General features: G+C 68.5%; 19 protein-coding genes. 10 read left to right on the top strand and 9 right to left on the bottom strand.

The window, feature by feature from the left end:
* Complete coding sequence (locus MST3598_RS10150) at positions 1 to 1,143, bottom strand: acyltransferase family protein (RefSeq protein WP_029258999.1); 1,143 nt, start codon at positions 1,141 to 1,143, stop codon at positions 1 to 3.
* A 110-nt stretch (positions 1,144 to 1,253) separates the two neighbouring features.
* Between MST3598_RS10150 and MST3598_RS10145 the strand changes: the two genes are divergently transcribed.
* From MST3598_RS10145 to MST3598_RS10135, 3 genes are read left to right on the top strand one after another with little or no spacing between them, the layout of a single operon-like run.
* Entirely contained in the window at positions 1,254 to 2,480 is a 1,227-nt protein-coding gene (locus MST3598_RS10145; RefSeq protein WP_029259000.1) for an LLM class flavin-dependent oxidoreductase, read from the top strand.
* A gap of 1 nt (position 2,481) precedes the next feature.
* Positions 2,482 to 3,126 (top strand): FMN reductase, encoded by a 645-nt coding sequence (locus tag MST3598_RS10140; protein WP_029259001.1) that lies wholly within the window; start codon positions 2,482 to 2,484, stop codon positions 3,124 to 3,126.
* Positions 3,127 to 3,177: 51 nt separating this feature from the next.
* The gene (locus tag MST3598_RS10135; RefSeq protein ID WP_051670996.1) at positions 3,178 to 4,530 is read left to right on the top strand and encodes an FAD-binding oxidoreductase; all 1,353 of its coding nucleotides are present in this window, start codon (positions 3,178 to 3,180) and stop codon (positions 4,528 to 4,530) included.
* Positions 4,531 to 4,533: 3 nt separating this feature from the next.
* Here the strand turns inward: MST3598_RS10135 and MST3598_RS10130 are convergent, their stop codons facing one another.
* Both MST3598_RS10130 and MST3598_RS10125 read right to left on the bottom strand, forming a co-directional pair.
* Positions 4,534 to 5,223, bottom strand: a complete 690-nt coding sequence (locus MST3598_RS10130) for a response regulator (RefSeq protein ID WP_029259003.1) — start codon at positions 5,221 to 5,223, stop codon at positions 4,534 to 4,536.
* On the bottom strand, positions 5,220 to 6,500 hold the full coding sequence (locus MST3598_RS10125; RefSeq protein WP_029259004.1) for a sensor histidine kinase: 1,281 nt from the start codon (positions 6,498 to 6,500) through the stop codon (positions 5,220 to 5,222). The genes MST3598_RS10130 and MST3598_RS10125 overlap by 4 nt, the downstream gene beginning before the upstream one ends.
* A 145-nt stretch (positions 6,501 to 6,645) precedes the next feature.
* Between MST3598_RS10125 and MST3598_RS10120 the strand changes: the two genes are divergently transcribed.
* Positions 6,646 to 8,085 carry a cation:dicarboxylate symporter family transporter gene (locus MST3598_RS10120; protein WP_029259005.1) on the top strand — a complete coding sequence of 480 codons (1,440 nt, stop codon included), beginning with the start codon at positions 6,646 to 6,648 and terminating at the stop codon, positions 8,083 to 8,085.
* 71 nt (positions 8,086 to 8,156) lie between these two features.
* Here MST3598_RS10120 and MST3598_RS18535 read toward each other — a convergent pair whose 3' ends face one another.
* Positions 8,157 to 8,333: a DUF5302 domain-containing protein gene (locus MST3598_RS18535; RefSeq protein ID WP_017830923.1), complete on the bottom strand. Its 177-nt coding sequence runs from the start codon at positions 8,331 to 8,333 to the stop codon at positions 8,157 to 8,159.
* Positions 8,334 to 8,364: 31 nt separating this feature from the next.
* Positions 8,365 to 8,949 carry a DedA family protein gene (locus MST3598_RS10110; RefSeq protein WP_029259006.1) on the bottom strand — a complete coding sequence of 195 codons (585 nt, stop codon included), beginning with the start codon at positions 8,947 to 8,949 and terminating at the stop codon, positions 8,365 to 8,367.
* 179 nt (positions 8,950 to 9,128) lie between these two features.
* On the opposite strand from MST3598_RS10110, the gene MST3598_RS10105 reads away from it, so the two are divergent.
* Positions 9,129 to 11,030: a GDSL-type esterase/lipase family protein gene (locus MST3598_RS10105; protein WP_231494437.1), complete on the top strand. Its 1,902-nt coding sequence runs from the start codon at positions 9,129 to 9,131 to the stop codon at positions 11,028 to 11,030.
* Positions 11,031 to 11,077: 47 nt separating this feature from the next.
* On the opposite strand, the gene MST3598_RS10100 is transcribed toward MST3598_RS10105, so the two are convergent.
* A complete protein-coding gene (locus MST3598_RS10100) occupies positions 11,078 to 12,388 on the bottom strand; it encodes a UDP-glucose dehydrogenase family protein (RefSeq protein ID WP_029259008.1) in 1,311 nt (436 codons plus the stop codon).
* Positions 12,389 to 12,748: 360 nt separating this feature from the next.
* Between MST3598_RS10100 and MST3598_RS10095 the strand changes: the two genes are divergently transcribed.
* From MST3598_RS10095 to MST3598_RS10075, 5 genes are all read left to right on the top strand, one after another.
* Positions 12,749 to 15,025, top strand: coding sequence for a polyribonucleotide nucleotidyltransferase (locus tag MST3598_RS10095; RefSeq protein WP_029259009.1), 2,277 nt, complete (start codon positions 12,749 to 12,751; stop codon positions 15,023 to 15,025).
* 219 nt (positions 15,026 to 15,244) lie between these two features.
* Positions 15,245 to 16,273, top strand: coding sequence for an aldo/keto reductase (locus MST3598_RS10090; RefSeq protein WP_029259010.1), 1,029 nt, complete (start codon positions 15,245 to 15,247; stop codon positions 16,271 to 16,273).
* Between the two features lie 69 nt (positions 16,274 to 16,342).
* Positions 16,343 to 16,945 (top strand): histidine phosphatase family protein, encoded by a 603-nt coding sequence (locus MST3598_RS10085; RefSeq protein ID WP_021198621.1) that lies wholly within the window; start codon positions 16,343 to 16,345, stop codon positions 16,943 to 16,945.
* An 82-nt stretch (positions 16,946 to 17,027) separates the two neighbouring features.
* The gene (gene dapB / locus MST3598_RS10080; protein ID WP_021198622.1) at positions 17,028 to 17,768 is read left to right on the top strand and encodes a 4-hydroxy-tetrahydrodipicolinate reductase; all 741 of its coding nucleotides are present in this window, start codon (positions 17,028 to 17,030) and stop codon (positions 17,766 to 17,768) included.
* Positions 17,768 to 18,208 carry a hypothetical protein gene (locus MST3598_RS10075; protein ID WP_029259011.1) on the top strand — a complete coding sequence of 147 codons (441 nt, stop codon included), beginning with the start codon at positions 17,768 to 17,770 and terminating at the stop codon, positions 18,206 to 18,208. Before dapB ends, MST3598_RS10075 begins: the two co-directional genes overlap by 1 nt.
* Before the next feature lie 8 nt (positions 18,209 to 18,216).
* Here MST3598_RS10075 and MST3598_RS10070 read toward each other — a convergent pair whose 3' ends face one another.
* The 3 genes from MST3598_RS10070 to MST3598_RS10060 all read right to left on the bottom strand — a co-directional run bounded on the left by MST3598_RS10070 (position 18,217) and on the right by MST3598_RS10060 (position 19,737).
* A complete protein-coding gene (locus MST3598_RS10070; RefSeq protein WP_021198624.1) occupies positions 18,217 to 18,642 on the bottom strand; it encodes an OsmC family peroxiredoxin in 426 nt (141 codons plus the stop codon).
* An 81-nt stretch (positions 18,643 to 18,723) separates the two neighbouring features.
* Positions 18,724 to 19,302, bottom strand: coding sequence for a DUF4395 family protein (locus MST3598_RS10065; RefSeq protein WP_029259012.1), 579 nt, complete (start codon positions 19,300 to 19,302; stop codon positions 18,724 to 18,726).
* 21 nt (positions 19,303 to 19,323) lie between these two features.
* On the bottom strand, positions 19,324 to 19,737 hold the full coding sequence (locus tag MST3598_RS10060) for a thioredoxin family protein (RefSeq protein ID WP_029259013.1): 414 nt from the start codon (positions 19,735 to 19,737) through the stop codon (positions 19,324 to 19,326).
* Positions 19,738 to 19,832: the final 95 nt, after the last annotated feature.

Raw genomic sequence — 19,832 nt, 5'->3', positions numbered from 1 at the left:
TTATCGTCCGGTCTGGCGCGGGCGCCGCGAGCCCGTCGGGTCGTTCCGGCGCCCCTCCTTGGAGGCCAGCGCCGGGTCGGCGAAGAGCCACCCTGGGCGGGGTTCCACCAGCGGGCGGAAGACCCACCTGACCGGCTTCGTCGCCAGCGCGAGGGCGATCAGCACTGACGCCACGGTGACGAGGGGGAGCCAGATCCAGGTCGGCTCGAGGCTCTGCAGGATCCCGCTCTCGCGGAAGGGGTACAGCACGAACGAATGCAGGAGGAACACGTACATCGTGTACTGGCCGAATGCCGTCCACCAGTGGGCGCCCCGTGGGATGAGGGCGAAGAAGGCGGCGCTGAGCACGACGGCGAGCAACATCAGGAGTATCCGCACCCCGCCGGCCCACCACTGCTCGCCGCCCAGGTCGGCATAGGAGTCCTCGTAGAAGAGCCAGTGCCGCAGGTCGGACGCCTGCCACAGCGGAAGCCAGTTCCAGGCCGCAAAGCCGGCCAGAGCGAAGATCGCGACGGCGCCGCCCCGGATCCACCAGGGGCGGAAGTCGAGGAGGCGGAACCTGTCGACGATGTCGTGCTCGCGCAGCCACCAGCCCAGCGTGAAGAAGGGAAGGAGCCCCAGGGTGCGGGACAGCGAGAACGTGCTGTCGACGTTCGGCAGGTATCCCACGCCGACCGAGATGACCACGGTCCACAGCAGTGGCCACCGAAGCAGTGCGAGGTACGGGAGTACGAGCCGGAAGATCCCGAGCGCGAGGAGGAACCACAGCGTCCAGCTCGGTTTCGTGATGTTCGGATCGACCTGGCCCTCGACCAGCCATTTGGTGAGTGTCCACAGCGTCTCGAAGATGACGTAGGGGAGCAGGATGTCCGTGACCACCCTGGCCATCTGCGTCTTGGAGGGCGAGCCGGACTTCGAGAAGTAGCCGGAGATGATGGCGAACGCCGGCATATGGAATGCGTACAACGCGAGGTAGAACGCGAAGGCGATGTCGGAGTCGTACGTCAGGCGCTGGATCGCGTGACCGAGCACGACGAGCACGATGCAGACGTAGCGCGCGTTGTCCCAGAACGGCACACGTCTCCGCCTGCGGGGAACCGATCCTGTGGTGGGCCCTGAGATGTCGGCGCCGGCACTGCTCATCGTTCGAGGCTACAGGCCGGGAATAAAGTTGAAGTGAGCGCGTTGACACAGATACATTCAAATGAATAGAACGGGATGCGAGTCGTCCGGTTCGGAGACACGGAGCAATCATGAGCGAGCAGTCAGGCGCGCAGGCGATGCAGTTCGGCATCATGTCGGTCAGCGACATCACCCGCGATCCCACCACCGGGATCACCCCCAGTGAGCAGGAGCGCATCAAGGCGACCACGGCGATCGCCGTGCACGCCGAAGAGGTCGGACTCGACGTCTTCGCGATCGGTGAGCACCACAACCCGCCGTTCTGGTCCTCCAGCCCCACGATCTTCCTCGCGGCGCTTGCTGCGCAGACCGAGCGCCTGATCGTCTCCACGTCGACGACGCTCATCACCACGAACGATCCCGTGCGCATCGCCGAGGAGTACGCGATGCTGCAGCATGTCTCTGACGGCCGCATGGACCTCATGCTCGGTCGTGGCAACACCGGTCCTGTGTATCCCTGGTTCGGTCAGGACATCCGCCAGGGACTCCCGCTCGCGATCGAGAACTACGCCCTGCTGCACAAGCTGTGGCGTGAGGACGTCGTCGACTGGGAGGGCAAGTTCCGCACGCCGCTGCAGGGCTTCACGTCGACTCCGCGCCCCCTCGACGGGATCGCGCCGTTCGTATGGCACGGATCCATCCGCACCCCGGAGATCGCCGAACAGGCCGCGTACTACGGTGACGGCTTCTTCGCGAACAACATCTTCTGGCCCAAGGAGCACTACCAGCGCCTCATCGAGCTGTACCGCCAGCGCTTCGAGCACTACGGCCACGGCACACGGGAACAGGCGATCGTGGGTCTCGGCGGACAGGTGTTCATGGCCGCGAAGTCGCAGGACGCGGTGGACCAGTTCCGTCCGTACTTCGACAACGCGCCCGTCTACGGTCACGGTCCGAGCATGGAGGACTTCACCGAGATGACTCCGCTGACGGTGGGTTCCCCGCAGCAGGTGATCGACCGGTACGCCGCGATGCGCGAGCACTACGGCGACTACCAGCGGCAACTCTTCCTGATCGACCACGCGGGTCTGCCGCTCAAGACGGTGCTGGAGCAGCTCGACATCCTCGGTTCCGAGGTCGTGCCGGTGCTCCGCAAGGAGCTCGCGAAAGACCGCCCCGCCGCCGTGCCCGACGCGCCGACCCACGCGGCACGCGTCAGGGCCGAATTCGGCGACGGTCCGACCCGTCAGGCGCGCCCCGGCGCCAACCGCGGTGACAACCTGACAGGCGATTCGCCCTACCAGGACAGCCCGGCCCCCGCAGGCGCAGCCTTCGGGCTCGGCCGCACGGAGGCGTGACATGACCGTGCGTCGTATCGCCGTGGTCTCCGCCGGCCTGTCGAACCCGTCGTCCACGAGGATGCTCGCGGACCGACTCGCGGCCGAGACCGTGAAAGCCCTCGCCGAGCACGACATCGAAGCGAGCGTCGACGTGATCGAGCTGCGGGACTATGCGCACGACATCACGAACAACCTGCTCACCGGGTTCGCGCCGCCGGCCCTGGAGACGGCGATCAACACGGTGGTCTCCGCCGACGCGCTGATCGCGGTGACGCCGATCTTCTCGACGAGCTACTCGGGGTTGTTCAAGTCCTTCATCGACGTGCTCGACCCGGATGCGCTCACCGGCACGCCTGTGCTGATCGGTGCGAACGCCGGCACCGCGCGGCATTCGCTGGCGATCGACTACGCGATCCGCCCGCTCTTCGCCTACCTGCATGCGGAGCCCGTCTCGACCGGGGTGTTCGCGGCGTCGAGCGACTGGGGTGGGGCGGGAGACGACGTCGCGCCGCTCGCCAAGCGCGTCGAGAAGGGTGCCAGGGAGTTGGCGGAGGCGATCGCCCGACGCGAGGCGACCGCGGTCGCCGACCCGTACGATCCGGCGACGTACCTGGGAGAGGGGCGTTCCTTCGGCCACATGCTCGGCGGTCTCGCGGGCGAGTGAGCGGCGCATGATGCCATCGACGATGTCCGAGGGATATCGTACGGTGGCGTCATGTCCACACACCCCGCGCTCGTGGCGCTCCAGGAACGACTCACCGGCACCTTCCTCCTCCCCGAAGACGACGCTTACGATGCAGCGCGACAGCCGTGGAATCTCGCGATCGAGCAGCGGCCGGATGCGGTGGCGATACCTGCCGACGTCGACGACCTCCGTGTACTGCTGAGTGCGGCACGCGAGTCCGGCACGCCGCTCGCGATCCAGCCGAGTGGTCATGGCGCCTCCGGATCCCTGGCCGGCACCGTGCTCGTGCGCATGGGTGCTTTCGACGATCTGGAGGTCGACCTCGAAAGCGGCATCGTCAGAGTCGGTACCGGCGTGCGCTGGGGAGCTGTCGTCGAGGCACTCGAAGGCACGGGGTGGGTCGCTCCTGCCGGAACCAGTCCCGTGGTGAGCGTCGCGGGGTACACACTGGGCGGCGGACACTCGTGGTTCAGCCGTACAGCGGGTCTCGGGTCCGACAACCTGCGCGCGGCGTGGGTGCTGCGCACCGACGGCACGCACGAGCGCGTCGACGACGACACCGATGCCGACCTCATGTGGGCGCTGCGGGGCGCCGGCGGCCTCGTCGGGATCGTGACCGCGACCGAGATCGATCTGGTGCGGGCACCCGCCGTCTGGGGGGCGAACCTCACCTTCGACGTCGCTGATGCCCCAGCGGTGGTCCGTGCCGTCCGCGACCTCGCAGCCTCGGCTCCGTCGACGCTCAACGTCTTCCTCAACTCGATGCGCATGCCGGACGCCCCGCAGCTTCCGGAGGAGATCAGGGGAAGGAGCTTCCTCACGGTCCAGGCGCTGTCGGCCGACGGGCCGCAGGAGGAGCTGATCGACACCATACGGCGGGCAGGGACGGTGCGCAGGGAGATCACCGGGCCGACGTCGCCGGCGGCACTCGCGGCCGCCTCGAACGAGCCGACGGATCCCACGCCGGGGCGTGGGGCATCGATGGCGCTCAGCGTGCTCGACGATGCGACCATCGACGCCCTCCTCGAATTCCGGGAGCTGCCGGAGCAGTGGCCGATCATGGGCATCGACATCCGTATGCTCGGCGGTGCTCTCGATGCACCGCGGCGTGAGGGCTTCGCCTCGCTCGAATCCGTGGGCTGGCTGTTGCACGCTCTCGTGCCGGTGATCCCGGGAGTGCCCGCAGAACCGGGAGAGATGAGTCTCGAGGCCTTCCGAGAGCTGCTGGGACCGAACGAGGCATCGCAGACCGTGGCGACCTTCCTCGAACCGGAACAGACCCTCGAGCGCTGCGGGTCCGACGACGAGATCGCCCGGCTTCGTGATCTGCGTGCGCGCTTCGATCCGCACGCGGTGCTGCACGACGGACGGCTGCCGCGCTGACGGTCAGGTCCCCGGGCCGGGTCGCCTCTTCCAGTCGTACTCGGTCTCCGGCCGTCCGCGGGTCCCGTATCGCGCAGACCGCGTGAGCACGCCTTCGGCGACCAGGTGCTCCAGGTAGCGACGCACGGCGACCCGCGACATGCCGAGACGCTCGGCGGCCCCGCTCGCCGAGAGCGGCCCGTCGGTGCGCAACTCGGCGGTGACCCTGTCGAGCGAGGCCGCCGAGAGCCCCTTGGGGAGGGGGATCGTCGCGGTGGAGCGCCCGAGCAGGGCGTCGATTTCCGCCTGCGTCGCTTCGCCCTCGGTGCTCCGCGCCTGTTCACGGTGCGCACGGTACTGCTCCATCCGCTCGCGGAACACCGCGAAGGGGAACGGCTTGATCAGATACTGGAAGACACCGAGTGCGGCCATCTGTCGAACGGCGTCGGCGTCGCGGACGCCGGTGATGGCGATCACATCCACGGCCGCGGATCGCCCGCGAAGCGTGCGGAGCACGTCGATGCCGGAGCCGTCCGGCATCGTGATGTCGAGCAGAACCAGGTCGAAAGCATCGGGGCGCTCGAGCACGGCCCTCATGGCGGCTCGAGCCCCCGTGCACTCGCCGGCGACGACGAACCCGTCGAGGCGGGCCATGTAGTCGCGATGCAGTTCGAGGGTCAGAGCATCGTCATCGACGATGAGTGTGCGGATCATGCCGGAGACCTCCGTGGCCCTGCTGCGGGGAGGACGACCCGGAACGTCGTCGGATCGTCGCTCACGGTCACGGAACCGCCGGCGCCGGTGACCACGGAATGGACGAGCGCGAGCCCGACGCCGCGACCCTGCGCGTCGGCGGGCTTCGTGGAGTAGCCCTGGTCGAAGATACGCTCCCGCAGGGAAGGCGGGATGCCGGGGCCGCTGTCCGAGACCTCGAGCATGATCCCGGCACCGTGCGGGCGGAGCGAGACCTGAACCCAGCGGTCGTCGGACTCAGCGGCCGCATCCATGGCGTTGTCCACGAGATTGCCGAGCACCGAGACGGCGTCCACCGGGGACAGCGGTGTGCGAGGTGTGTCGGGTTCGATGCGCACCCGCCAATCGATGCCGCGTTCCTTGGCCTGGGAGGCTTTGCCGAGAAGGAGAGCACCCACGGCGGGATCCCCGTGTCGTCGTGCGGTCACCTGGTCGACGAGCGACTGGCTCTGTCGAGAAGTCTCGGTGAGGATCTCGATCGCCTCGTCCCGGCGCCCGAGTTCGAGCAGAGCGACGGCGGCGTGCATCCGATTCCCGTGCTCGTGGGTCTGCGCGCGCAGGGCTTCGCCCAGAGTGCGGATCGATTCGTAGGAAGAGACCGCGTCGCGCACCTGACCGGGCGGCAGATCGCCCGCGATGCGGCGGGTCACGCGTCGGGCGATCACGGCACCGCCGGCACCGAGGGCGACGAGGCCGATCGTGATGCCGAGGGTGAGAGGCAGGCGGCGGATCAGGGTGTCGGTGATCGACTCTGTCGTCACGCCGGCCGAGACCCAGCCGATCAGCGCGCCGTCCGTCGTCGTCACCGGCGCGATGGTGCGCACCGAAGGGCCGAGAGTGCCGGTGAACTCCTCGGTGAGTGGAATGGGCGACGACGGGATCGTTCCCAGGTAGTGTCCGCCGATCTGGTCGGTGTCGGGGTGCGTGATCCGCGTGCCGTCCGGCGTCATGACCGTGATGAAGTCGAGTCCTGCACTGGCGATCACGGCGAGCGAATAGGGCTCGAGCACCGGGGTCGCGGAGCCTGGATCATCCCCGCGCAGGCCGTCGATCACCAGGGGCGAGGAGGCGAACGCGGCGGCGGTTGCCGCCGTCACCCGTTCGGCCTCGGCGCGGATAGACCGCTGCGCCTCGACCACCAGGTAGACGGCCACCAGCGCGCCGATCACGACGGCCGCGACGAGCAGCACCGCGAAGACTCGGGATGCGGCGCTGCGTGCGCGGGAGGTGTGCGCCATCGCTTCCTCCGATCGTCGATGCTCCGGTGCCGTGACCAATACGACCACAACTCGCCTCCGTGCGCGAAGTCGGAGACCGTGAGATCTGATCGGCGGCGACGCAGCCGCCCACCAGACGAAGACGTCGATGATCGAGGAGGACGCGATGGCGCTCACAACAGGATTCTCACTGCCGAAATTCAATTGGCGGCGAGGGAAGCAATCGTGGGACCGGCACACCTGGCTGTATGTGTCCGTGCTGCTGGCGGTCGTCCTCGGCGCCGTCGTCGGTCTCGTGTGGCCGGAGGTCGGCCAGGCGTTCGAGCCGCTGGGCAAGGGGTTCGTCGCTCTGATCAAGATGATGATCGCGCCGATCATCTTCTGCACGATCGTCGTCGGGGTGGGATCGATCGCCAAGGCGGCCACCGTCGGCAAGATCGGCGGACTGGCGCTGTTGTATTTCATGATCATGTCGACCTTCGCACTCGCGATCGGCCTCGTCGTCGGCAACATCATCCACCCCGGTGCCGGTCTCGACATGGCCTCCTCGACCTACGATGCGGTCGAGACCGAGGCCAAGACCACGCAGGAGTTCATCCTCGGCATCATCCCCACGACGTTCTTCTCGGCCTTCACGGGGGAGAGCGTGCTGCAGGTGCTGTTCATCGCGCTGCTCGTCGGCTTCGCCCTGCAGGGGCTCGGCGATCGCGGTGCCCCGATCATGGAGGCTGTCAAGCAGCTGCAGAAACTGGTCTTCCGCATCCTCGGCATGATCCTGTGGCTTGCGCCTCTCGGAGCCTTCGGCGCCATCGCCGCGGTGGTGGGCAAGACTGGTGTCGCCGCCATCTGGAGCCTCGGAACGCTGATGGTCGCGTTCTACATCACCTGCATCCTGTTCATCGTCGTGATCCTCGGAGTGCTGCTGTGGACGGTCACGCGGGTGAACATCTTCTCCCTCATGAAGTACCTCGCCAGGGAGTACCTGCTCATCGTCGGCACCTCGTCGTCGGAGTCAGCGCTGCCTCGGCTGATCGCGAAGATGGAGTTCGTCGGCGTCTCCAAGCCTGTCGTCGGCATCACCGTACCGACCGGATACTCGTTCAACCTCGACGGCACGGCCATCTACCTGACCATGGCCTCGCTGTTCATCGCCACCGGTATGGGGCAGCCGATGACGATCGGCGAGCAGATCGGCCTGCTGGTGTTCATGATCATCGCCAGCAAGGGGGCAGCGGGTGTCACCGGTGCCGGTCTCGCCACCCTCGCCGGTGGTCTCCAGGCCTACCGCCCCGATCTGGTGGACGGTGTCGGCGTGATCGTCGGCATCGACCGGTTCATGTCCGAGGGCCGCGCGCTCACGAACTTCACCGGCAACGCGGTGGCGACGCTCCTGATCGGCACCTGGACGAAGCAGATCGACCGCGACCGTGTGCGGCGCGTGCTCAGCGGCGAGCTGCCGTTCGACGAGTCCCTGCTCGACGGCGTCGACGCCCACGGAAACGCGGACGCTCCGCAGGCTGCGGACATGCAGGAGCTGCGTGAGGCGGCGGTCACCGAGATGGCGGCGAAGGAGGAGCGGGCCAGGCTTCGCGCCGATCGCGCCTGACGCGAGATCGCGCACGACGAGAGGGTGAGGGATGCGGGAGGCCGGCCGAGCCGGCTCCCGCATCCGCGCGGTCAACCGCTCTTGCGTCGGAACTCGCGCCGGGTCTGCGGGGCGTTCGCACTGTGCACGGCGGAGTCGCCGTCGAGGTGTGCCTCGCCCTGCCGGTGGTGCGCGTTCTTCTTCTCGAGCGCTTCCTTGAACTTGCGCTTCATCTCCTCGGACGAGGAGGCGCCTTCTTCGGTGCTCATGCCCCGAGCCTAGAGCAACCGGTCCGGCCGGTCATCCTCTGGTGCGGCGCACGCACAGGTCGATCACCGCTCCGAGTCCGATCGCGAGCACGATCGACACCGGCACCGCGACAAGGGGGCCGCCGGGAAGGATCGCCGCAACGGCCGCACCGACCGCTGCCTGGTAGAGCGCCCACCCGGTCGCGGCCAGGGCGACGAGAGCGAGATAGCGGGGAGGATGGATGCGCGATGCTCCGGCGACCAGGTTGATCGCCAGGCGCGCGAACGGCACGAACCGGGCGGTGAACAGCACCGTCGCCATCCCGCCGTCCAAGCGGCGTCGGGCCCACACCAGAGCCTGCTGCACACGGGGCATCCTCATCCACCGCCAGCGCTCGGTTCCCACCGAACGCCCGATGAGGTAGCAGCAGGCGTCTCCGACGGCCGCGGCGACGGCGGCGCAGATGACCACGGCCCAGAGCGGCGGGGAACCCGTGGTTACGGCGACGGCGCCGAGCGCCGTCACCGCGACCTCACCCGGCACGACGACGAAGAAGGCATCGCCGACGACGAGCAGACTCATCACCGCCAGGCTCCACGGGCTGGCGAGCGATGCGGTCAGCAGATCCGTCGGCACGTCGCCCACTGTGCCCGCGACGGGTGAACGGGAACCAAAGACCGGATAGCCGGTGACCCGTTCTCCAGCATCCGGTGAACATCTGGTGCAGGGGAGCGTCTCCGGCGCATGGAGCTCCCGAGTCCCGTCATCCTGGTGCTGTGAGAGTAGCGATCGTCACAGAATCCTTCCTTCCGCACATGAACGGCGTCACCGGCTCGGTGCTGCAGATCCTGCGGCACCTCGAGCGGCGAGGGCATGAGGCACATGTCGTCGCCCCCGCTGCGGTCGGCGTCCCCGCCGAGGTGAGCGGGGCACGCATCGAGGCGATTCCGAGCCTCGCGCTGCCGGGGTACCGTCATGTGCGGGTGGGCACGTCGAGCGCTCGCCGGGTCGCGTCCTCACTCGCGCGCTTCCAGCCCGATGTCGTGCACCTCGCCTCCCCGTTCGCTCTGGGATGGCGGGGGGTGCTCGCAGCCGAACGCCTCGACCTGCCTGCCGTCGCCGCTTACCAGACCGATGTCGCCGCATACACCGAGCGCTACCGGATCGCGGCGACCACCGGCATCGCCCAGACTCACATCGCCCGCTTACACAGGCGCGCGACCCTGACCCTGGCGCCTTCGGCTGACTCGGCCGGGCAGCTCGCCGCGCTCGGCATCGATCGCGTCCGGCGGTGGGGGAGAGGTGTCGATGCCGAACGCTTCCAGCCCGCGCGGCGCCAGTATGCGCTCCGCTCCGAGTGGGGCGCCGACGTCGTGATCGGCTATGTGGGACGCCTCGCTCCTGAGAAGCAGGTCGAAGACCTCGCCGCGCTCCGCGACATCCCGGGCACGCGACTGGTGATCGTCGGAGACGGACCCAGCAGGGCACGGCTGCAGGGCCTGCTCCCCGACGCCCTGTTCCTCGGCCACCTCGACGGCGGTGAGTTGGCCGCGGCGATGGCGTCGTTCGACCTCTTCGTGCACCCGGGCGAGAGTGAGACCTTCGGGCAGACCCTGCAGGAAGCGCACGCGAGTGGCGTACCCGTCGTAGCCACGGGGCGTGGCGGCCCGCTCGACCTCGTACGCATGGGAATCGATGGTTGGCTCTACCGGCCGGGCGACCTTGACGATCTGCGGATGCGCGTGGCCGATCTCGCCGGAGATGCGCGCAAGCGACGCGCGTTCGGCGATGCGGGGCGCGTAGCCGTGCAGGAGCGCAGCTGGGAGAGCGTGTGCGATCAGCTCCTCGGCCACTTCGACGAGGCTCGGATGCTGCAGAGGGCCGATTCCGGGGCGCGCTCCCGCCGCGTCGTGCGACCGGAACCGTCCGCGCCGGTCACCGCCCGTCGATGGCACCGCTACGTCGCTCTCGGCGACTCCCTGACGGAAGGACTGTGCGACCCGGCACCCGACGGTGCCCTCCGCGGGTGGGCCGACCGCCTCGCCCTGCTGCTCGCCGCCAGAGGAAGCCTGCACTACGCGAACCTGGCGGTCCGGTCCAAGCGCGTGCGCGACCTCACCGGCCAGCAACTGACGCGAGCACTCGAACTGCGCCCCGACCTCGCGTCGATCCTGATCGGGGCGAACGATCTCGTGAAGCGCCGTGTCGACGTCACAGCGCTCGCCGCGGAGCTCGAGGGGGCGGTGCGACAGTTGCGGGGGATCGGTGCCGACGTGCTTCTGGTGACGCCGTTCCTTCCCGGGCGCCGCGCGGCATCGCTCTTCACGAGGAGGTTCTCCGCCTTCGCGACCGCATTGACCGGTATCGCGGCTCGCACCGGAGCGATCCTGATCGACACGGACCTGCATCCCTCATTGGGCGAGCGCCCGAACTGGGGCGAAGACCTGGTGCACCTCAGCAGTCGAGGGCACCGTTTCCTCGCCTATCGCGCCGGCGAGATACTCGGAGTGCCCGATGCGGACACACTGGGAGTGCTCGATGCCGCGATGCACGAGCATGAGCCCATCGGCGCGGGGGTATGGTGGCGCCGTCACGCGCTGCCCTGGGTCTGGCGTCGGCTGCACGGGCGGGCGGCGGGCGACGGGCGGCTCGCGAAGCACGACGACTACGTCTACCTCGGTCGCTCGTCCGCAGCGAGGACGGCGTTCGTCCGCTGACCTCGTGCTCCGGTGGAGTGTTCGGTGCCGCCCCTGCCGTGGGTGCCTCAACGCCGCCCCATGCCGTGGTACTGCCAACCGGCAGCACGCCAGGAGAGGGAGTCGAGACAGTTCCGTCCGTCGATGATGATCCGTCCCCGCACGAGTGCGCCGGCGTGCTCGGGCGAGAGGTCGCGCCGGTACTCGTCCCATTCGGTGACGACGACGACGGCGTCGGCCTCCCGCAGTGCCTCGTCGCGGTCACGCGCGTAGCCGAGCTGAGGATGCGCAGCGGCGGCGTTGTCGACGGCAGCCGGGTCGGTCACGACGACATCCGCGCCCAGCCCGCGCAGTCGCACGGCAACGTCCAGGGCCGGTGAATCGCGGATGTCGTCGCTGAACGGTTTGAAGGCGGCGCCCAGCACGGCGATCCGCCGGCCGAACACGAGCCCGCCCAGCGCGTCGACCACGAGCTGCACCGCCCGATCACGGCGACGGAGGTTGATGCTGTCGACCTCGCGCAGGAACCCGACCGCTTCGCCGCGTCCCAGCTCTTCGGCCCGTGCGGCGAACGCGCGGATGTCCTTGGGAAGGCACCCTCCGCCGAAGCCGATGCCCGCGCCGAGGTAGCGTCGGCCGATGCGGGTGTCATGCCCGAGCGCGTCGGCGAGCAGGGCCACATCGGCACCGGACGCCTCGGCGATCTCGGCCATCGCGTTGATGAACGAGATCTTGGTGGCCAGGAACGCGTTCGCCGCGCCCTTGACCAGCTCGGCCGTCGCGAGATCCGTGACGAGGAAGGGTGTCCCCGCGTCGAGGGCCGGGGCGTACACCTCCCGCAGGACTCCGACCGCGCGCTGACCCGCCGCATCGGCCTCGGCGCCGACCACGAGGCGGTCCGGGGTCAGAGTGTCGTGCACGGCCCAGCCTTCGCGCAGGAACTCGGGGTTCCACACGAGCGTCGCTCCCGTGACGGCGATGCGCCCGGCCACCGCGACGGCTGTACCGACCGGCACGGTGGATTTGCCCGCGACGACGTCGCCGACGCGCAGATGGGGGAGCAGCCCGTCGACTGCCGCATCGACGTGACGCAGATCCGCGGCATGCCCACCCGGCATCTGCGGAGTGCCGACGGCGAGGAAGTGCACGTCCGCACCCGCGGCGTCCGCCATCCGGTCGCTGAAGCGGAGCCGCCCCGAGCGCAGGCCATCCGCCAGCAGCTCCGGCAGCCGTGGCTCGAAGAACGGTGCGGTGCCGGACGCGAGGGCCGCGATCTTCTGCGCGTCGACGTCGATGCCGATCACGTCGTGTCCGATGGAGGCCATGGCGGCGGCGTGCACGGCACCGAGGTAGCCGCAGCCGATCACTGACAAGCGCATGGACTCCACCACAGCGGACGTCCGTCGCTTCGCGGAGTCCGCACGGTGAACGGGCTGTGGACGCGAGATGTCGGATCCGCGATGCGCGACGAGACGCAGGATTCGAGGTCAGCGCTGGTAGGGTGGATGAGGTTGACGTGTGTCAACCGCACAATTTCATATCGACTCATGGAGCGATCGGCGGAGAAGCTGGTCCCCTGTGGTGGGTTCCTCGGCGGATGTCGGGTGGCTTTCTACTGGTGGCCAGCGCAGGCGAGATTCGCGGGAGTGCCCGCGCGCCCGAACCCCTCTGTTCCGCTCCTTTGAACACGCTCGCGCGTCACATGGATTCGCGAGTCTAAACAAAGAAGGAGAGACCTCTTGGAAGGTCCTGAAATCACCGCCACCGAGGCCGTTCTCGACAACGGCCGCTTCGGCACCCGCACCATCCGCTTCGAGACCGGCCGCCTCGCGCAGCAGGCTCAGGGCGCCGTCGCCGCGTACCTCGACGGCGAGACCATGCTCCTCTCGGCCACCAGCGCAGGCAAGCACCCGCGCGAGGGCTTCGACTTCTTCCCGCTGACGGTCGATGTCGAGGAGCGTTCCTACGCTGCCGGCAAGATCCCCGGTTCGTTCTTCCGTCGCGAGGGCCGCCCCTCCACCGAGGCGATCCTGGTCTGCCGTCTGATCGACCGCCCGCTGCGTCCGTCGTTCGTCGACGGCCTGCGCAACGAGGTCCAGATCGTCATCACCGTCCTGTCGATCGCACCGGGCGAGTTCTACGACGCTCTCGCTATCAACGCCGCTTCCGCGTCGACGCAGATCTCGGGTCTGCCGTTCTCGGGTCCCGTCGCCGGTGTGCGCCTCGCGTTCATCCCCGGCCAGGGCGAGCACGCCGACCAGTGGGTCGCGTTCCCGACCGCCGAGCAGGTCTCGGAGGCCGTGTTCGACCTGATCGTCGCCGGTCGCGTCGTGACCAAGGCCGATGGCACGGAAGACGTCGCCATCATGATGGTCGAGGCCGAGGCCACCGAGCACAGCTGGAACCTGATCAAGGCCGGCGCCACCAAGCCGAACGAGGATGTCGTGGCCCAGGGCCTCGAGGCCTCGAAGCCCTTCATCGCGCAGCTCGTCAAGGCTCAGGCTGAACTCGCAGCGACCGCCTCGAAGGAGCCGGGCGTGTACCCGGTCTTCCCCGCGTACAGCGACGAGGTCTACAGCTTCGTCTCGGAGCGCGCATTCGCCGAACTCAGCGACGTGTACCAGATCGCGGACAAGGTCGAGCGTCAGACCGCTGACGATGCGATCAAGGACCGCGTCAAGGCAGAGCTCATCGAGGCCACCGAGGCGGGTTCGCTCCCGGCCGCGGCGCCGCTCGAGTTCTCCGCCGCATACAAGTCCGTCACGAAGAAGATCGTGCGCGGACGGATCCTCACCGAGGGCGCCCGCATCGACGGTCGTGGTCTGGCGGACATCCGTCCGCTCGACGCCGAGGTGCAGGTCATCCCGCGCGTGCACGGCTCTGCGATCTTCCAGCGCGGCGAGACCCAGATCCTCGGTGTCACCACGCTGAACATGCTCAAGATGGAGCAGCAGATCGACTCGCTGTCGCCTGTGACGAGCAAGCGCTACATGCACCACTACAACTTCCCGCCCTACTCGACCGGCGAGACCGGCCGTGTCGGTTCGCCGAAGCGTCGCGAGATCGGGCATGGCTTCCTGGCCGAGCGCGCCCTCGTGCCGGTGCTGCCGAGCCGCGAGGAGTTCCCGTACGCGATCCGTCAGGTCTCCGAGGCGCTGAGCTCCAACGGCTCCACCTCGATGGGCTCGGTCTGCGCGTCGACCCTGTCGCTGCTGAACGCGGGTGTGCCGCTGCGCGCCCCCGTCGCCGGCATCGCGATGGGCCTCGTCTCCGACAAGGTCGACGGCGAGACCCGCTACGCGGCTCTGACCGACATCCTGGGTGCGGAAGACGCTCTCGGTGACATGGACTTCAAGGTCGCCGGTACCAGCGAGTTCGTCACGGCGATCCAGCTCGACACGAAGCTCGACGGCATCCCGTCGTCTGTGCTCGCCGGCGCGCTGACCCAGGCCCGTGAGGCTCGTCTGACGATCCTCAACGTCCTGAACGCCGCGATCGACGCTCCGGACGAGATGGCGCCCACCGCGCCTCGCGTCATCAGCGTGCAGATCCCGGTCGACAAGATCGGCGAGCTGATCGGCCCGAAGGGCAAGACGATCAACGCGATCCAGGACGAGACCGGTGCGCAGATCTCCATCGAGGAGGACGGCACCGTCTACATCGGCGCGACCGACGGCCCCTCGGCCGAGGCCGCCCGCGCCCAGGTCAACGCGATCGCCAACCCCACGAACCCGGAGGTCGGGGAGCAGTTCCTCGGCACCGTCGTGAAGATCGCCACCTTCGGTGCGTTCGTCTCGCTGCTCCCGGGCAAGGATGGCCTCCTGCACGTCACCGAGGTGCGCAAGCTCGCCGGTGGCAAGCGGGTCGAGAACGTCGACGACGTGCTCTCGGTCGGCCAGAAGATCCTCGTGAAGATCACGAAGATCGACGACCGCGGCAAGCTCTCGCTCGAGCCCGTCCTGGACGACGCTCCTGCCGCTGACGCAGCACCTGCCGAGGACGCTGCAGCCGAGTAAGCGCAGCGTTCCGACGGAACCCGGGTCTCTCCGTCAGGGAGGGGCCCGGGTTCCGCGCTGTCACGGTGTGACCAAATCGTTATCGGGCGTTTCCGCGCCGTTCCCCGGATTGGTCAGGACGTTCGCTGAATTCGCTTACCCTCGAAGTACGCACCGGGGGGTGCAGATCGAGCAGGTACGCAGGTCGGCACGCACCGATCGACGCGGGGGTGAGAGAGTATGCGGTTGTTCAGCGTAGGCGCAGGAGCGTCTGAGGAACGTGCCCAGCACGGCGTCGCCGAGCATCCCTCTGCGCCCATCCCGATCGTCGGGCCAGGGATAGGGGAGACGATCCGAACCGCTCTCGGCGAGACCGGCTACGAGACCTTCCCGTTGATGCTGGGAGCTGCGGAGTTCGGCTGGAACGTCGACCTCGAGACCAGCCACGGCATCCTCGACCGCTACGTGGAGTTCGGCGGAAACGCGATCCACACGGCTGACGGCTTCTCCGGGGGTCGCAGCGAGCACATCATCGGGCAGTGGCTGCGTTCACGCGGCCAGCGCGACCGCAGCATCGTGAGTGTGCGCATCGGTGCCCACGCCGACAACCCCGGTCTGGGCTCGGTCAATCTCGTCCGCGCGGTGGAGGGGTCCCTGACGCGTCTCGACGTGGATCGCATCGATGTCGTCTACCTCGACGCCACCCTCGATGCGACCACGAATCTCGAAGACACGTTGGCGACCGTCGAATGGTTGACGGAGGCCGGAAAGATCGGTGCGCTCGGTGCGTTCGGGTTCGCGCCGGAGCGACTCGTCGAGGCGCGCATCCTCGCGTCGGCCGGCTACCCGCGCATCAAGGTGATCGATGCGCCGTACAACCTCGTCCGTCGCCAGCCATTCGAGGGTGATCTCCGGCTCGTCGCGGGTGCGCAGAACCTCGCGGTCACGCCATCGCACGCGCTCGAGCACGGCTTCCTCTCCGGGCGCCACCGCAGCAAGGCGCTCACCTCCCGCGGCGTGCGGGGCGAGCAGCTGCGAGGGCACCTCAACCGCCGGGGCATCAAGATCCTGCGCGCTCTCGATCAGGTCGCCGAAGAGGTGAGCGCTCCGGTCGCGGCGGTATCCGTGGCTTGGCTGCTCGCCCAGCGCACGGTCGCCGCGCCGATCGTCAACGCCTTCGCCAGCGATCACGTCGATGAACTCATGCAGGGAGCGGGCGTCTCGCTTTCGCGCAGCCAGGTCGCCGAGCTCACCCGGGCGGGAAACTGAGTATCCCTTCACCCGTGACATAGGGTGGAAGGGAGGCCCGGCGGATGCTGGCGATGAAGCGAGCGAGTTGTGACGCACTACATATATCTGGTCAGACACGGTGAACATCAGGATGCCGAGCATGGTCTCGCCGACGGACCCCTCTCTCCGAGAGGCCAGCGTCAGGCGGAACTGATCGCCGACCGTCTGTCGGGGCTTCCTCTCGATGCCGTCTGGCATTCACCGTTGCTGCGCGCGAACGAGACGGCGCGGGCGATCGCGGCGCGCCTTCCGTCGGTCGACCCCGAGCCGACCGCTCTGCTCTTCGATTGCGTTCCCACGGGGATGACCGAGGAGACTCCCTCGGTGTTCGAGCCGTTCTTCGGATCCGTCACCGAGGCGGAGATCGAGGCGGGGCGGGCGCAGATGTCGGATGCCGTGAACGAGTTCCTGGTGCGCAAGACCGGCGATGTGCACGAGGTGCTCATCACCCACAACTTCGTGATCTCTTGGTTCGTCCGCGAGGTGCTCTCCGCCCCCGAGTGGCGGTGGATGACCCTCAACCAGTCGCACTGCGGTCTGACGGTGATCGCGCAGAAGCAGGGGCGACCATGGACGCTGCTCACGCACAACGACACCGGCCACCTTCCGGTGGAGCTGCGGACCGGGATCCCCGACGCGCTCCTGGTCTGAGCCACCTGCGCAGGCGCAAGATGGTGCGTCCGGCCCGCGCGCCCCGGGCCGGACGGCGTCACCCGCGAAATAGACTGGACGCATGACCACGCAGGTAGCACTCGTCGGCGGAACCGGGAAGCTCGGCACGATCATCGGTGCGGTGATCGACGAGCTCGAGGGCTTCGAGGTGAGCCGGGTGCTGACCTCATCCAGTGATCTGTCCGAACTCGACGGCGCCGACCTCGTGGTCGACGCGTCGACGCCGCAGGTCAGCATCGACGTCGTGCGCGCCGCCGTCGAGCGCGGCATCAACGTGCTGGTCGCGACCTCCGGCTGGTCGGCTGAGCGCATCGCTCTGGTGCGCCCTCTCGTCGAGGCGGCGGGCACCGGCGCGGTGTTCATCCCCAACTTCTCGCTGGGATCCGTTCTGGGTTCGGCACTGGCCGCCGCAGCTGCGCCCTTCTTCGGCTCGGCCGAGATCATCGAAGCCCATCGTGAGACCAAGATCGACTCGCCGAGTGGAACCGCTGTGCGCACCGCGGAACTGATCGCTGCCGCTCGTGCCGAGCAGGGGCCGGTCAGCGCACCGCACGCAGACCAGCGCGCCCGCGGGCAGCAGGTCGGCAGCGTGCCGATCCACTCGCTGCGTCGTCCCGGTGTCGTGGCCAAACAGGAGGTCATCCTCTCCGGTCCCGGCGAATCGCTCACGTTCACGCACGACACGATCGATTCGGCGCTCGCCTATGCCCCCGGCATCCGGCTCTCGGTGCCGTTCGCGGTGCAGGCCACCGGTGTGTTCGTGGGTCTCGAGCACATGATCGACATCGGCATCCGGTCGTGATGTCGCGCATCGGCGTCGCGCTGATGGCCGCGGCGCTTCTGGTCTACCTCGCGGTGGCGATCTGGCTCGCCGTGATGTTCATCTCGGTCGGCACACCCGTGTCGACCGGTATGGGGATCACGCTCCTCGTTCTGGCGCCGATCGGAGCATGGGCGCTCATCCGCGAGATGATGTTCGGATTCGGTGCCGACCGCCTTGGGCGACTTCTCGATGCGGAAGGCGGGATGCCGCCGGTTGAGACCGAACTGACCCCCAGCGGCAGGATCGCCCGCGCCGACGCGGATCCGCTCATCGCGCGGTACGCGGCCGAAGCGGATGCGGCAGGCGAGGACTGGCGGGCGCGCTACCGGTTGGGCGTGGTGCAGGATGCGGCGGGCCGCCGCAAGGACGCCAGGGCCAGCATTCGCGAGGCCATCCGTCTCGCGCCACGCCGACCCTGACGACGCACTCAGGCGAGCGTGGCCTCGAGGGTGATCTCGATTCCGGCGAGCGCCTGCGACACCGGGCAACCGGTCTTGGCGCCGTTCGCGATCTCCTGGAATGCCTCGGGCGTCAGGTTCGGAACCGTCGCGTTGACGTTGAGGTGGCTGCCGGTGATGCCGACGCCGGGCTTGAAGGTGACCGAGGCCGTCGTGTTCACGCGCTCCGGCGGGGTGCCGTTCTCGGCGAGCGCGTGCGAGAGCGCCATGCTGAAGCAGGAGGCGTGCGCGGCGGCGATGAGCTCTTCCGGGGTGGTCGTCGTGTCGCTGCCTTCGCTGCGGGCCTTCCAGTTGATCGGAAAGGTGCCGAGGTTCGACGACGAGAACGCGACGGTGCCGGATCCCTCCATGAGCGATCCGGTCCACGTGCTGGCGGCTTCGCTGGTGACGGGCATGATTCCTCCGGTTCTCGAGCTACGGGCGCAGCGTCGACTCGTGGTCAGCCTAGCGAGCGTCCTGCCGACGCGGAACCGCGGTCAGGCGGGGGTGGCTTCGCGACCGACGACGCCCGCGCGCTGCAGCAGGAGGTAGAGCTGGCAGCCCAGGCAGAAGGCGAAGGCGGCGTTGAGGAATGCGGCGATGAATGCCGCGGACGTCGCGATCGGCAGCGCCCACGGAACACCCAGGAGGTGCAGGACGAGGCCGACACCCACGACGAAGAGCCCGACGCCCTGCGAGAACCGCGGCGGCCGCGGGTCTTCGAGCTCCGTCGGAGCGGCGAGGCGTGGACGGATCGCTGAGCGGAACAGCGTGGCCCAGGGGGCCGTCTGCGGAGAGACCAATCCCCAGAGGAACAGGAGAGCGATGACGACCGTGAGGAGGAACCCCGGGTCGAGAGCGCGCTGCAGGAGCGGGGCCGAGGAGATCGCCCACCCGGACGGAACGAATGTGGCATCGGCGAGGGGCTGGTAGGCGAACCAACCGAACGAGGCGATTCCGGTCCGGAGAGTCGAGATCCCGATCAGGGCCAGGAACGTCGCCACCAGCAGCAGGACCGCGGTGATGGCGGCGGCGAAGCGGGGGCCTCGGGGGTCGATGCCTGCGGGGGTGCTCATGGGGCGCTCCGGTCTTCCGGCTCAGACGGCGGTGAGGGCTTCGGTGAGGGCGTGCCTGGTCGGCACTCCGTGGAATCTGGCGCGGACGGCACCGGCACGGTCGACCACGAAGGTCGTGGGCGTCTGGAGCACCTTGTAGCGCGCGGAGAGATCGGGCCGGTGCGTCAGATCGACCTCCACATGGGCGAGACCGTCGTGGTCGTCGGCATACGAACCGAGCAGACGTCTCACCTGTGGGCACCGCGCGCACATCTCGGTGCTGAACTGCACGAGAGTCGCGCGGGACCCGAGTTCCGAGGTGACCGCGTCCGCCGGATCGAAGCGGAGAGCACCGCCGTCCCGCCGTCGTCCGTCTCGCCGGCGCAGCACGACGCCGATGCCCGTCGCGAGCACGAGGAGTGCTGCGGCGATACCGAGGGCGAGCGCGGGCGACATGGGTCGAGGATATGTCGTGTCGAAGCGGGATCGGGTCGATGTTTCCGACGATGACGGAGGGCCCACGCGCGGAAGCGGTTCCGCCCGAGGAGGCG

It is taken from the genome of Microbacterium sp. TPU 3598 (assembly GCF_002356155.1).
Taxonomy (GTDB): Bacteria; Actinomycetota; Actinomycetes; order Actinomycetales; family Microbacteriaceae; genus Microbacterium; species Microbacterium maritypicum_A.
This window is presented reverse-complemented; position numbering and strand designations above follow the sequence as displayed.

What these genes read in the sequence shown, in the direction of transcription:
- MST3598_RS10150 (WP_029258999.1), bottom strand. Translation starts at nt 1,143, where the DNA reads ATGAGCAGTGCCGGCGCCGACATCTCAGGGCCCACCACAGGATCGGTT.
- MST3598_RS10130 (WP_029259003.1), bottom strand. Translation starts at nt 5,223, where the DNA reads ATGATCCGCACACTCATCGTCGATGACGATGCTCTGACCCTCGAACTG.
- MST3598_RS10065 (WP_029259012.1), bottom strand. Translation starts at nt 19,302, where the DNA reads ATGAGCACCCCCGCAGGCATCGACCCCCGAGGCCCCCGCTTCGCCGCC.
- MST3598_RS18535 (WP_017830923.1), bottom strand. Translation starts at nt 8,333, where the DNA reads ATGAGCACCGAAGAAGGCGCCTCCTCGTCCGAGGAGATGAAGCGCAAG.
- MST3598_RS10135 (WP_051670996.1), top strand. Translation starts at nt 3,178, where the DNA reads ATGTCCACACACCCCGCGCTCGTGGCGCTCCAGGAACGACTCACCGGC.
- MST3598_RS10075 (WP_029259011.1), top strand. Translation starts at nt 17,768, where the DNA reads ATGTCGCGCATCGGCGTCGCGCTGATGGCCGCGGCGCTTCTGGTCTAC.
- MST3598_RS10100 (WP_029259008.1), bottom strand. Translation starts at nt 12,388, where the DNA reads ATGCGCTTGTCAGTGATCGGCTGCGGCTACCTCGGTGCCGTGCACGCC.
- MST3598_RS10120 (WP_029259005.1), top strand. Translation starts at nt 6,646, where the DNA reads ATGGCGCTCACAACAGGATTCTCACTGCCGAAATTCAATTGGCGGCGA.
- MST3598_RS10105 (WP_231494437.1), top strand. Translation starts at nt 9,129, where the DNA reads ATGAACGGCGTCACCGGCTCGGTGCTGCAGATCCTGCGGCACCTCGAG.
- MST3598_RS10140 (WP_029259001.1), top strand. Translation starts at nt 2,482, where the DNA reads ATGACCGTGCGTCGTATCGCCGTGGTCTCCGCCGGCCTGTCGAACCCG.
- MST3598_RS10070 (WP_021198624.1), bottom strand. Translation starts at nt 18,642, where the DNA reads ATGCCCGTCACCAGCGAAGCCGCCAGCACGTGGACCGGATCGCTCATG.
- MST3598_RS10060 (WP_029259013.1), bottom strand. Translation starts at nt 19,737, where the DNA reads ATGTCGCCCGCGCTCGCCCTCGGTATCGCCGCAGCACTCCTCGTGCTC.
- MST3598_RS10125 (WP_029259004.1), bottom strand. Translation starts at nt 6,500, where the DNA reads ATGGCGCACACCTCCCGCGCACGCAGCGCCGCATCCCGAGTCTTCGCG.
- MST3598_RS10145 (WP_029259000.1), top strand. Translation starts at nt 1,254, where the DNA reads ATGAGCGAGCAGTCAGGCGCGCAGGCGATGCAGTTCGGCATCATGTCG.
- MST3598_RS10090 (WP_029259010.1), top strand. Translation starts at nt 15,245, where the DNA reads ATGCGGTTGTTCAGCGTAGGCGCAGGAGCGTCTGAGGAACGTGCCCAG.
- dapB (WP_021198622.1), top strand. Translation starts at nt 17,028, where the DNA reads ATGACCACGCAGGTAGCACTCGTCGGCGGAACCGGGAAGCTCGGCACG.